The organism is Flavobacterium aquidurense (assembly GCF_001404985.1).
GTDB lineage: Bacteria > Bacteroidota > Bacteroidia > Flavobacteriales > Flavobacteriaceae > Flavobacterium > Flavobacterium aquidurense_B.
This window is the reverse complement of the sequence record NZ_JRLF01000001.1, coordinates 85,190-98,306: the sequence shown is the minus strand read 5'-3', so window position 1 is coordinate 98,306 and position 13,117 is coordinate 85,190. Positions and strand designations below refer to the sequence as shown.

Sequence of the window (13,117 nt, the reverse complement as noted above, 5' to 3'; positions counted from 1 at the left end):
AACTTTGTTCTTTGAATCTTTGTTATTTTGTAACTAATTTTTTTTCATATATTTGTATAACTAGTTATGTAATTGATTATATATGGAATTTTATAATAAAGTAGGTAAAGTGGCTTTAGGAAGCCGTTTACGTTTGATGACAGCGATAATTACTGATGATGCTGCTAAAATATACAAATCATATGGTATGAATTTTATCCCCAAATGGTTTCCGGTTTTTTATATGCTGATGGAAGAACAAGAAATTACCATTACAGAAATTGCTACTCAAATTGGTCATTCACAACCATCTGTAAGTAAGATTATTCAGGAAATGATTACTGCCGGACTAATCGAAGAAAGTCTAAAAAGCAATGATAAACGCAGAAATATTGTGGGTTTGACATCGCAGGGACGAGAATTTTCTAAAGAATTGAAATTGCAGGTAAAAGATGTCGAAGCTGCTGTTGATGGTTTAATAGCGGAATCAAGCCACAATCTTTGGGCAGCACTTGAGGAATGGGAATTTTTACTGGAACAAAAAAGTTTGTTTAAAAGAGTCAACGAAGAAAAGAAAAAGCGTGAAAGCGAAGATGTGCAAATTGTAGATTTTGAACCTCAATATCTGGATGCCTTCAAATCACTAAACATTGAATGGATTTCGACTTATTTCGAAATGGAAGAAGCAGATTATAAAGCGTTAGATAATCCTAAGGAATATATCCTGGATAAAGGCGGTAAAATTTTTGTAGCCTTATATCGCAATGAACCTGTTGGAGTTTGTGCGCTTATAAAAATGAAAGATTCAGCGTATGATTTTGAAATGGCAAAAATGGCAGTTTCACCAAAAGCACAAGGCAAAAATATTGGCTTTTTATTAGGTCAGGCGATAGTAAACAGCGCAAGAGAAATGGGAGCAGAGAAGATTTATCTTGAAAGTAACACCATCTTAAAACCTGCCATAAACCTGTATTATAAATTAGGTTTCCAGAAGGTATATGGTTTAGCAACACCTTATAAGCGCTGTAATATCCAGATGGAGTTAATTATTAAATAAAGTTGCTAAGATTTTGAGTTGCTAAGCTACTAAGTAAAAAACTTAGGATCTTAGCAACTTAGTACCTTACAAACTAACTTTTAACGTCCAAAACGATAATACTCTAAATCCTTATTCTTTTTATTATTGATTGAATCTAAAATAGAATTCATTCCTATAACGCTAAAAGTGATTCCGTTTCCTCCAAAAGCCAGTACATAATGTTCGTTTTTATTAGCTTCTGCTTTGCCAAAATAAGGTAAACCATCTTTAGTTTCTCCAAAAGTTCCAGCCCACGAATAATCGAGTTTAAAATTGATTTTTGGGAACTTTTTTCTAAAGTGCCTCAATAAATATTGCTCTTTTTTCTCTAATAGCTTATCTCTTTTTTTAGCATCTTTAAAATCTTCATCGCCGCCGCCCATTATGATTCGGTTATCGTTAGTTACTCTAAAATAGAGATAAGGCGAGGAAGTATCCCAAAAAATAGCATTTTTAAAAGCAGTTGGTAAAACCTCCAGGCTTTCTGAAGCAATTACAAATGTGCTTTTTAAATCGACCACTTTTTCGGTTAGTGTTTCTGTACTTTCATAACCGCTGCAGTGAACAATATGTTCTGCTGTAATCGTAAATTTATTTTCGGTATGCGCTATAGACTTTCCTTTTTGATTCTGGATTGACGTTACATTGGTACGGTCAAAAACCTGCATTCCCTTTTTTTTGCAGTAATGAATTAAATCATTAGCCAGTCTATACGGATCCATAACGGCAGCCGTTTGAGATTCTATGGCAGCAACTGCATTCAAACCCATTTTTTCAAGATGCCATCTTTCAAGCCAGTTTACATCAAATCCATTTTCTTTTCTGCATTTGTATTCGTTTCTCAAAAACGGAATATCTTTTTTTAAGGAACAATAGTAAATACTTTTTTTAAACTCGAACTGGCAGTCACTTTTTATAGTATCGATAATACTTCTTAAATCAAAAATGGCTTTTTTTCCACTGTTATAACTATCAACAGCACATTCTGATCCGCGTATTTTTATAAGTTCATGCAATGAAACATCGATTTCATATTGAAGTAAAGCCGTACTTGCGGCAGTACTTCCGTTGGCAATGTCGCGACGATCTACCATTATTACTTTCTTACCTTCAGTGATTAACTTATAAGCTATTAAAGCACCTGTTATTCCTCCTCCAATGATTAGAATTTCAGTGGTTAGATCTTCACTTATAGACGGATAGCTGTATCTCATGGCGCTTTTTAAAGGCCAAAAGGTTTCAGATGAGCGTAGTTTCATTTTTTGGTGATATTTCGAGTGCGTAATTTAGTTCTGTTTTTATCTTTACGTTCATGTAAGTCATGTGCTTCTGCAATAGAATGAGAGTTTCTGATACTTTCATCTTTTTTAGCAAGCTCACTAAGTCTGTGATAATATTTTTGTACAATTATCATTTCCTCTTCGGTCATACTTTCAATATCCACCAGACTATTGCTTGAATATTCGTTTGAAGCAACTAATTCGTTTAATTTTAACTGAATTGCAAGTGAGTCTTTATTTTGTGCTTTCTGAATCAAGAAAACCATCAGAAAAGTAATAATCGTAGTTCCGGTATTAATAACCAGTTGCCAGGTTTCTGAGTAATTGAAAATTGGACCTGAAATTGCCCAGGCAACTACAATTAAAAAAGCACCAATAAAAGCGGTTGTACTTCCGGCAGCTTTAGAAACATTCGTGGCAAATTTTTCGAAAGCACCGCTGCCTTTTGTTTTTTTTGTTTTCATTTTACTTAGCTTTTTGTTTACTTACTTTTTCTTTCTTAATTACTTTATTGTTTTTTTCATCGTAAACAGCATCATCGATTTTTTGACCGGTTTTACTAAATATTTTAATTTTAGGAGCGTCATGAGTTCCTGTAATAACAATAGGAAAACCAATGATACCAAAAGGAGGCAATCCTAATCGCATTCTTAAATCTAATAATCCGTCGAAACTGGTAGTTCCTTTTATTGTAGGCCTGAAACTTGCAACACTAAAAGTGAAATCTTCTATATGGATCAGATTATTATCGATAGTAGAATTAATTTCGATTCCTTTCAGGTTAGGATCATCTAAACCTTTTTGTTTTGTTTGGGAGCTTATTCCGTCAAATAATTTTAAGCCTTTGACTTTTACATCTCGTAAATTCAATTTTCCGCCACCTTCAAGAGAGGCATAAATTGGACTCATATTTCCGTCTAAATCACCTTTGATTTTATAATCGACCGAAATAATTCCCTGTGCTTTTTCTGCAGCCGTAACCATATCATGAAACATCGGAATCTCTTTATATGCTCTTTGAACACTGAAATCTTTGGCTGTAAAATGTGCATCAAAATGTGCAGATGTTGGCGATTCGTCTTTATAAGTTGCATCGACTCCCAATAAACAGTCAATAATATCAAAAGTGGTATTTTCTAAATAAAACCCTCCTTTATTGATCCCTATTTTACCATTAAGTTTGTTTAAGACTAAGCCGTTATATTCTATTTTATCAGCATTGGCCGTAAGTGCAACATTTAAATTTTTTGGCACAATGACAACTCCGCTCATTTTCGGATGATCTTCTTTGGCATATTCTACTTCAAGATTACGATCTTTATTTTCGCCTTTTTTAAGCGCCATGAATTCATCTACATTGATTAGCTTCGATTTCATGTTGAAGTTACCGCTCAAAGTTCCGTGTGATTCCAGAAAATAATTGATGGTATTTAAGAGATATCCATTAATATCAAAATCTGATTTTCCGTAAGTCGCATTGAATTTTTCAAACCACATTTTTTCATTCTGAAAACGGAAATTTCCCTGTTTGATAAAAAATGATTTCGGAAAAAGTTCTGATGTCGCCTTGATGTTTTTTAATATAATCGTTCCTCTGTTGTCCAGTTTATCATATTGTCCGTTTGTAGCATAACTTTGTTTTCCTTTTAGCGAAAGATCAGCTTTGGCATAACCCGTAACATCAAGCCCTTTTTGTGAAAAAACCTGATAAATGCGTCCCACATTAAGTTCTCCCTTTATTTTAGCATTATAAGCCAGATCACTAAAATCTGATAATGTAGCGTTTACATACATTGGGTTTCCTTCAAAAACAAACGATGCAGGAGCAACGGCAACAATTAAATCCTTGAATGTCCCGGCTTTATTAAGCACATTGGCAACAAAAGTTATATTTGTAATGGGGTTAGGATAGGAGTCCGTTTTTAGCCAGCCATTGTGTAATGCAATTCCGCCAATTGTTTTAGGAAACAATTTTTTAGAGGTACTAAAAATACCTTTTGCCTGAATATTTGTTTTTAAAATACCTTTTAAGTCAATACTCGTCAAACCCAATGCAGCGTCAACTGTTGCTAAGTCCAATGCACCTTTTACACTGGCATCTACAGTCATTTCATTAAAACCTTTACTGCGTAAATAGGCTGTGAAATAATCTTTTTCTCCTACTTTAAATTTAAAAGTCTGTAAATTAATTAAAAGCTTTTCGATATCAAGAGAAGGCAAAATAGCATTTAGATTCATCTGAAAATCGGTTAATGGCGCAGGCGCATTTTGATAATTGATGGCTCCTTTATCAATTTTCAGATTAAAAGCTAAATCCGGTTTTTGTTTTTTGGCAACATTATAATCCCCTTTAAAAGTAAAAAGCAAATCACTGTTACCGGAAATTTCTGTTTCTTCCATCCAGGTTAAATATTCCGGCGGCATAACCGAAAATAAATCTTTTAGAGTAGTATTTTCAGATGCTGCTTTGATATTTATTTTATAGCCATCTCTTAAAATTGTAAATAGCCCTGTGAACTTTAAAGGTAATTTGTTGATTTTTAATTCATTTTTTTGAAGAATAAATGAAAGCGCATGTGTATTAATTCTGGTAATTAAATCAGCACGGACTTCTTTCTTTCTAAGATAAGCGGTTCTGTCGTAATAAAAATCGACATTATCAATTCTGGCATCGGTATTCAAATCAAATATATCTTCGCTCAAATTTCCTTTTCCCACATAATTAAAACCCTTTGCATCTACAAGAATTTTAGCTGAACGATCATTGTATTTTACATGACAATCTTCAAGGTCAATTCGTTCTAATCGAATAGCGGTTCCTTCTTCAGGCGCATTAGGATCATCTGGTTTTTTGTCACGATCTTCAGGAGCCACATAAATATTATAATTGGCTTGTCCTTTTTGGTTGACCATTATATTTATTAAGGCTTTAGAAACATATAATTTATTAATCTTTACTTCATTATCAAAAATCAGTCTTTTTAAATTGATCCCAAAAGCCACTTGTTCTGCTTTTAGTAATGTATCATTGCTAAACGGCGCTGAACCGGTGAGTGATAAATCATCAAGGGAAACAGTTAATGAAGGGAAATGGGTGAAAAAAGAAAGTCTTGATTTAGAGAAATCAAGTTTGGTATCTAAACGTTCATTGGCAATTTTTTTTACTTCGGCAGCAACAGTTCCGGGAAATAATAGCGGAATCAAAAATAGTAACAGCAAGATACTTGCTATTACTATTCCGGTTATTTTTAAGATTTTAAGGCTTATATTTTTATATGAGTTTTTCATACCATTGGCTTTAATTATTATTTGCCTTTTTCAGACTGAGCTTTTTTTGCATCTTCAGCTTTCTGTTTTTCCAGTTTTTCTTTTTCTTCTTTGGCTTTCTCTGCTTTTTCTTTCTCTGCCTTAGCCTTTTCTTCTTTTGCTTTTTCCGCCTTTTCCTGCTGTTCTTCTTTTTGCTCTTTTAACTCTTCTTTTTTCTTTTCTTTTTCTTTCTCTTTTTTCTTGAAGTATCCTTTAAGTAAAAAATTACTTTTGGCAGCTTCCATATTTTCACTGAAACCTTTTGTACCGGATTCTAAATTAGAAAGTGTATTAGAAACGCTGTTTGCCATTTTATCATCGCGTACTAATCGTGCCAATGCACCATTTCCGGTATTCATACTATGGCTAAAAATGGCAAGTTCATCAGTTATTACGGCAGCATTATCGACACTTTTCTTTACGCTTTTCATTAAATCCTGCATTTCGATTCCGTTTACAGAAGCAATTGCACCACCGTTTTCTATTACTTTGGTAGATTTTACACCCGGAGAAATCGTCAGTACTTTGTCGCCCATTAAACCATCAGAACCAATACTTGCACGCGCATCTGTTTTAATAAATTCACGAACTTCATCTTTTATGACCATTCTTACTACAACAGAAGAATCGTTTATTAATTGAATTTCTTCAACCGTACCGATATTAATTCCTGAAAAACGAACATTATTTCCCACCTCCAGACCGCTCACGGTTTTAAACTGCGATGTGATGTTGAATGTTGAACCAAAAAGATTTTTTTGTTTCCCAATAAAATAGATTGCCATAATAAAAAGCAATAAACCTATTGTTACAAACATCCCTAATTTCCAAGTATATCCAGATTGCTTATCCATGATTTCTAATTATTTATTTTTAGTATTATTGAAAAAAAGAACGAACCCATTCGTCTTCGTCTTTTTCTAGTTCTTCGTATGTTCCTTCTGCGTGTATAACTCCGTCTTTTAATACCATGATTCTGTCAGCTGTAAGTTTAGCACAAGCCATATCATGGGTAATAATGATCGAAGTTGTTTTGCGTTTATGTTTTATATCGAGAATTAACTCGCTTATTTCTCTTGATGTTATCGTATCTAATCCCGTAGTAGGTTCGTCGTACAAAATGATTTCCGGTTTTAGGATTAAAGTCCTGGCTAAGCCAATTCTTTTTTGCATACCTCCGGATAATTCAGATGGCATTTTATCAATCGCATCACTCAATCCTACATTATCCAGAGCTTCCATCACTTCACTTTCTACTTCTTCAGGAGTTAGGTCTCTTTTATGTTTTTTTAATGTAAAAGCCAGATTTTCCCTAACCGACATTGAGTCGTATAAAGCACCACTTTGAAACAAGAATCCAATTCGAACTCTTATTACATTTAGTTCTGGTTTACTTAGGTTTAATACATTTTCATCAAAAACTTTTATTTCACCTTTATCAGGTTCAATTAAACCTACAATACATTTTATGGTAACAGATTTTCCTGATCCTGAACGTCCCAGGATTACTAAATCTTCTCCTTTGTTTACGGTAAGACTAACACCTTGCAGGACTTTGTTGTCTTTGCCAAAAGTTTTATGCAAGTCTTTGATCACAATTATTGGATCTTGTTTTTTAGACTTTTTTGCGGGTTCTGTATTTTCTTTTTCCTTAATCATCTTAAAAAAATAAATCTGTTATTTGAACAGCGACCATATCAATAATAAAAATGGTTAGAGAAGCGGTAACCACAGCAGAGTTAGCTGCTTTACCAACACTTTCAGTTCCATTAGAAGCATTAAAACCTTTATAGCATCCAATCATCCCGATAAAGAATCCGAAGAAAAATGTTTTGACAGTTGCGGGAATGATATCCAAAAATTCAAGTGATTGCAGGATTTGAGTCAGATAACGATAAAAATTTACGTCTCCATGAATATTAATACCAACATAACCGCCTATGATACCAACAGCATCTGCAAAAAAAACTAATATAGGTACCATTAAAGTACAGGCTAAAATTCTGGTTACTACAAGATAGTTATAAGGATTAATGGCTGAAACTTCCATGGCATCAATTTGTTCTGTTACTTTCATAGAACCTAATTCGGCACCAATTCCAGACGAGATTTTTCCTGCACAGATTAGCGCTGTAATTACTGGTGCAATTTCTCTAATCAATGATAGCGCTACCATTCCGGGTAACCATGATTCAGCACCAAATTTTACCAAAGTTGGTCTTGACTGAAGTGTAAGTACCAACCCCATAATAAAACCGGTTATGGCAACAAGCGGCAGTGATTTATAGCCAATAACATAACATTGTTTCAAAAACTCTTTCGTTTCGTAAGGCGGTACAAAAACCTCCTTAAAAAACTGCTTTGCAAACACGGTTGCATTTCCTATTTCTGCGAATGTATTTTTTAGAGTAAGTATCAAAATACTATAGTTTTAAGTTAAATCTAATGCATCAAAACCAACTGTTTAGAAGGTTGTATACCCCTTGATTATTATAGATTAAAATTACTTTATAACTACAGAAAAAATCTTACACAACTTTTTTGCATCTTTATATAATTAACATAATCAAACACAATAATTATAATAAAGCCACGTTGCGTTGCAATTGTTAAAAAACAAAAAATCCCTTTAGAAAAGGGATTTTTAGGGTTCAATATATTTAGTCAGTGTAATTACTCTTTATAAATTGATAGCAATTCCAGATTTAGGTTTAATTAGCGGAATAACTTTTATTTCGGATATTTTAAGGTTTTCCATCAATAATCTCGCAGTTAAGAAACATACTGTTGATTCAGCACCCTGGTTTAGATTTACGTTTTCTTTTTCAAGTCCGTCATAACCACCGCCGCTAATTGGGTTGTACATGATTTGGCCTAAATGATTTTTTCCTAAAAACCAGTTGAAGGCAGTTTTCATTTTAGACTTATATTCCGGTGTTCCAAATGCATTGTAAAATGAATTCAGAGTTTGAATCATGTATGCAACATCAATTGGCTGTTCTCCGTATTCATTTACTTTTGCCTCAGCATTTCTATGCATCCATCCATCGTTAGAAATCACTTTGAAGTTTTTACCAATAAACATTTTCGACATTAAAAAGTCAAGAGAATCTAATGCTACTTTTTTATAAATAGGTTTGTTGGTAGTTAAATAAGCATACAACATTGATTCCGGTAAAATACCATTTCCGTATGTTAAATAGTTTTCAAACCATTTCCAGTCTTTAGTAGCGGTGATTTCATAAATAGAAAGCAATTTAGCATTCAGTTTATTAATAATCGCGGCTACATATAGATTAGGTATTTCAGTATGGTATAAGTATAATCCTTTTGTTGCAAAACCAATAGAACGTGGAGATTGAATATTTTCTGCCCATTTTAACGAGTTCAATAAACATTTAGAAGCTTTTTTAGTAATCGCTTCCGGCAAAATACTTGAGTTTGCAACTACAGTTCCTAAAGCCCAAATTGCTCTTGCATTAGAGTCTTCCAGATTTACTTCGGCATTTTGTTCTACATGTTCGCGGTTTTCCTGATCGACATAGTTGATAAAATCTCCTTTTGGCTGTTGGCAGCGCAAAATAAAATCTAAATAAATTAAAATATAGGCTAAATCGTCTTTGTCCTGAGTTAATTTATAATGCATGCAAACAGCAATTAAAGCACGTGCATTATCATCTAAAGTATAACCTGATTCGAGATCCGGAACTGAGATTTTACTAAACTGAATAATACCTAAATCAGTTGTCATTCTTTTAATATGTGACAATTGAATTGAAGGATAACTAAATTTTATTTCAGATGGATTATCAATCAGTTGTTTATAGGTATTCATGTGTGTTATGGCTGCATTTTCCCAAGATGAAGAACGCATTTTTCTAAAAGCATTAATTCCCATTTCTTCCCTTAGATTGTCATCTGAAAGTAATTTGATGGCAGCTTCAGAAAACTGATCTACATTACCAATATCAACTAATATTCCTGAATCAGGAGTTAAAACTTCTAAAGTATGCGGGATTTTTGAAGCAACAATAGGACAAGCGCAACTCATTGCATAAGAAAAAGTACCGCTTACGGCCTGATTTGGATCTTTTGATGTGAATAAATAAACATCTGTAGCTTTCAAATACTCTAAAAGTTCATTTGTATCCAGATATTCATTTATAAAACGTACATGGTTTTGCAGGTTTAAATCATTTACCATTCCTTCCAGTTTATCACGATAAGCATCTACACCATCAACGATTAAATTTGGATGTGTTTTACCAATGATTAAATAAAGTGCGTTTGGCGTATTTTCGATGATTTTTGGTAAAGCCTGTAAACCTGTTTCTATATTTTTTCCTTCTCCTAAAAGACCAAAAGTTGACAATACTTTTCTGTCCTGGATATTGAATTTTTCTTTTGCTTGTTGTGGCGCTTCATAAATTACGATATGAGTTCCGTGAGGTACACAAGTAATAATTTCGTCTTTGATATCATAATCTCTCATCAAAATTTCTTTTGACTGATTGGTCATCACAAAAACCGAATTGCTGTAAGAAAGCAGTAATTTTACGAATGTTTTTAATTCGTTGTTTGGATTTGGAATCACACTATGAAAAGTATAGGTAACTGGTTTTTTTATTACATTTAAAAAATCTAATAAGTAATCTCCATAGTTCCCTCCAAATAAACCAAATTCATGTTGAATATGTACTAATTTCACAGATTCATCACTATTTATTTCCTCGGCAACCAGCGTATATTCTTCTTTTTCTTTTGTGTTTAAGGTATAAGCCTGCGTAGGGTTTGCTTTAGGTTTGTCTACCAATTCGCAAATCTGACAAGTTATGGATTTACCAAAAACATTTGTTATTCCTTTTATAGTATCCTGCGTATATGTTGCTATGCCACATTGTGTTGGAGGAAATGTAGATAGAAAAACTATTTTTGATTTATTTGAGATCGTTTTCATTTAGATTCTGTTTTAATACGGTTAATAAGGCGTTAAGTTTCAATAAGGCTGTCACAATTTTGTACTGGACAGCATCGTTTGTAATATTTCTGCTTTTATAATAATTAATTGTGGTAATCTGGGTAGCTAATTCCAGATGTTTATGTACCTTTTTATTCTATTATATTCTATCTCTAAAATTTTATCTAAAATTACTTTATGGATATAGCCATAATTAATCCAATCGATCAAAAAATTAACTCAAAAGCGTTTGTGTGGGAATTTTGTAACAGAAAAGAGGGAATTATAAAAGTAAGTCAAAAAATTGATTTATAGTTGATTGCGATAAGAAAAAGATGTTTTGAGTTAAAAAGTTTCTTGTTAAATAAAGAACTTTGAGTAACAAACAAATCAGACTTGTAAAAAGTCATATATATAAATTAAAAAATCACGATTATGTTAAGATGGACAGTCACATTTATAATTCTTGCTATAGTAGCCGGAATTTTTGGTTTTGGCGGAATTGCTGCCGGAGCTGCTGGAATTGCAAAAGTTTTATTCTTTATATTTTTGGTATTATTCGTAATTTCATTAATTACAGGAAGAACAAAAGTTTAATAAGTAGTAAGGAAGTCTACAGTCTCAGTTTTCAGTTTACATTAAATCCGTAAACTAAAAACTGAGACTTTTTTATTTAAGTTCAAAATACTGAGACTAAAAACTGAGACTGAGACTGAAAACTGATTTAATGTTTGTAATTTATAAAGTCGTTATGTAATGATTAATTTTATGCAGTTGGTTGGTATGTCTTTGAGTGTGTACAAGTGCAAAATTGATCCATTCATAAATAGTAAAATTTTCAAAACCGGGTACATTAAAATCCAGACAGGTTAGCGTTAGGTCACAGTTTTCTGATGTATCTAAGAGATCAGATTCTATTTTAAGAAGAGATAAAGTCAGCGAATTTTTATTGTAGTTCTTAATTTCAGGTTTTAGAAAATCTGGAGCATCCATTTTAGTGTTGAAATTGAGAAAAATAGTTTCAAGTTCTTTTACATGTTCGTCATATTTTCGAATTGTTTTTTTAGTATTTCCTCCAAACAATTCAGTATAACCGGAATTTCCCAGGATAATATGTTGTATAACCTGACCGGGAGTCCAACTTCCTTTAAACGGAACTGTATTTAATTCTTCTTCAGAAAAAGAAGAGATGATTTCATTTAGTTCTTTAAACGTTTCAACAATATTTTTTTGAAGTTTAGTTTTCATGTTGTTGATTTTTTGAAATTGAAATTAGGAGCTCACAGAGGTTATCCACCAAACATTTCCATAAGGATCCGTTACACCACAAGTTCTTCCGTAATCCTGATCGCTTAATCCCATGAGGTTTGTTGCGCCATTTTCTAATGCCTTCTTATACGTTTCGTCTGCATTAGGAACATAAACAAATAGATTAGCAGTTTGTCTTGTCCAGTCTTTTGTTTCGTCAGTTACCATAATAGTACTTCCGTTCAGGATAATTTCGGCATGCATAATAGTTCCGTCATCCCGCAAAACTTGTTGGTTAGAATCTTTTGAATCGAAAACTTTTTTTGTGAATTCGATAAATTGCGCTGCATTTTTTAAAATCAAATAAGGCATTATAGTCTGATGTCCTTCAGGTAAATTCATTTTCTATTGGTTTAGTAATTAGCAGGATAAATTTACAATTTTAAATTTAATAATTTAAAAATCAGGTGATTGTGTTTTTTTTGCTTATACAAGTACTTCGCAATGAAAGCCATGAGCATTAAGAAGCTCAATAATTATTTTGTTCGAAATTGACATACTATGAATGCGCAAAATTTTATCACAGTCTTCCAAATCAAAATTAATGGAACTGTTTGGAAAATGCTCAAGAAGCTTCTCGACAATCATTTTTGATTGATGTACTTCCTGAACATTTGTTTTAAAAACTTCGATCATCGTTTCTGAAATTTATAAAGCGATATTTTTATATCGTTCAATTTTGTGATAATAGGTATATGAAATCGCGAGAATTACCAGAAAAATTAAAGGAAAGAAGGATTGAAAATTAACTCCGTCAACTGCAAAATGGCTAATAGATGCAAAGATAAAATCAAAACCAAATCCAGCATAAGCCCATTCTTTTATGTTTTTAGGAATCTGTGGAATCACCAATATCAATACACCCAAAATTTTAAAAACGACTAATGCGTTACCAAAATATTCAGGATATCCCAAATGCTTAATTCCTTCTTTTGCCATTTCGCTCTGCGAAGTTAAAGCTGGCATAACACCTTCAAATAAAAAAATAATAATTGTAGTAATCCAAAAAATAATTTTTGCTTTTTTCATAGGTTTGTTTTTAAATGGTTATTAGTTAATGTATTACAAACTTACAAATGTTATTTTTTGTATGGAATAGTTATTTGCGACTATTTTAAGGTCATTTAGGACAAAGTTTTAGAATTAGAGAATTAGAGGAAAGAGAATAGAAAAAAGAGAATAGAGGAAAGAGGAAAGAGAATAGAGGAA

At 32.6% G+C, this 13,117-nt stretch carries 13 protein-coding genes; 2 read left to right on the top strand and 11 right to left on the bottom strand.

The window, feature by feature from the left end; translation table 11 throughout:
• Window positions 1-82: 82 nt before the first annotated feature.
• Entirely contained in the window at window positions 83-1,036 is a 954-nt protein-coding gene (locus RC62_RS00390) for a bifunctional helix-turn-helix transcriptional regulator/GNAT family N-acetyltransferase (protein WP_055091512.1), read from the top strand.
• An 80-nt stretch (window positions 1,037-1,116) separates the two neighbouring features.
• Here RC62_RS00390 and RC62_RS00385 read toward each other — a convergent pair whose 3' ends face one another.
• From RC62_RS00385 to RC62_RS00355, 7 genes are all read right to left on the bottom strand, one after another.
• Window positions 1,117-2,316 (bottom strand): NAD(P)/FAD-dependent oxidoreductase, encoded by a 1,200-nt coding sequence (locus tag RC62_RS00385; RefSeq protein ID WP_055091510.1) that lies wholly within the window; start codon window positions 2,314-2,316, stop codon window positions 1,117-1,119.
• On the bottom strand, window positions 2,313-2,801 hold the full coding sequence (locus tag RC62_RS00380) for a low affinity iron permease family protein (protein ID WP_055091508.1): 489 nt from the start codon (window positions 2,799-2,801) through the stop codon (window positions 2,313-2,315). The genes RC62_RS00385 and RC62_RS00380 overlap by 4 nt, the downstream gene beginning before the upstream one ends.
• A 1-nt stretch (window position 2,802) precedes the next feature.
• Entirely contained in the window at window positions 2,803-5,625 is a 2,823-nt protein-coding gene (locus RC62_RS00375) for an AsmA family protein (RefSeq protein ID WP_055091507.1), read from the bottom strand.
• Between the two features lie 17 nt (window positions 5,626-5,642).
• Entirely contained in the window at window positions 5,643-6,497 is an 855-nt protein-coding gene (locus tag RC62_RS00370) for an MlaD family protein (RefSeq protein ID WP_055091501.1), read from the bottom strand.
• Window positions 6,498-6,522: 25 nt separating this feature from the next.
• Window positions 6,523-7,302 (bottom strand): ABC transporter ATP-binding protein, encoded by a 780-nt coding sequence (locus RC62_RS00365; RefSeq protein ID WP_055091499.1) that lies wholly within the window; start codon window positions 7,300-7,302, stop codon window positions 6,523-6,525.
• 1 nt (window position 7,303) lies between these two features.
• Window positions 7,304-8,062, bottom strand: a complete 759-nt coding sequence (locus tag RC62_RS00360; RefSeq protein ID WP_055091497.1) for an MlaE family ABC transporter permease — start codon at window positions 8,060-8,062, stop codon at window positions 7,304-7,306.
• A 261-nt stretch (window positions 8,063-8,323) separates the two neighbouring features.
• Window positions 8,324-10,600 carry a glycosyltransferase gene (locus tag RC62_RS00355; protein ID WP_055091495.1) on the bottom strand — a complete coding sequence of 759 codons (2,277 nt, stop codon included), beginning with the start codon at window positions 10,598-10,600 and terminating at the stop codon, window positions 8,324-8,326.
• Between the two features lie 435 nt (window positions 10,601-11,035).
• Here RC62_RS00355 and RC62_RS22580 point away from each other — a divergent pair, with 435 nt between their 5' ends.
• Entirely contained in the window at window positions 11,036-11,197 is a 162-nt protein-coding gene (locus RC62_RS22580; protein ID WP_082421183.1) for a DUF1328 family protein, read from the top strand.
• Window positions 11,198-11,338: 141 nt separating this feature from the next.
• Here the strand turns inward: RC62_RS22580 and RC62_RS00350 are convergent, their stop codons facing one another.
• From RC62_RS00350 to RC62_RS00335, 4 genes are all read right to left on the bottom strand, one after another.
• Window positions 11,339-11,848 (bottom strand): DinB family protein, encoded by a 510-nt coding sequence (locus RC62_RS00350; RefSeq protein WP_055091493.1) that lies wholly within the window; start codon window positions 11,846-11,848, stop codon window positions 11,339-11,341.
• 24 nt (window positions 11,849-11,872) lie between these two features.
• The gene (locus tag RC62_RS00345; RefSeq protein WP_055091491.1) at window positions 11,873-12,250 is read right to left on the bottom strand and encodes a VOC family protein; all 378 of its coding nucleotides are present in this window, start codon (window positions 12,248-12,250) and stop codon (window positions 11,873-11,875) included.
• A gap of 84 nt (window positions 12,251-12,334) precedes the next feature.
• Window positions 12,335-12,544: a hypothetical protein gene (locus RC62_RS00340; RefSeq protein WP_055091489.1), complete on the bottom strand. Its 210-nt coding sequence runs from the start codon at window positions 12,542-12,544 to the stop codon at window positions 12,335-12,337.
• Window positions 12,545-12,556: 12 nt separating this feature from the next.
• Window positions 12,557-12,937: a DoxX family protein gene (locus RC62_RS00335; protein WP_055091488.1), complete on the bottom strand. Its 381-nt coding sequence runs from the start codon at window positions 12,935-12,937 to the stop codon at window positions 12,557-12,559.
• Window positions 12,938-13,117: the final 180 nt, after the last annotated feature.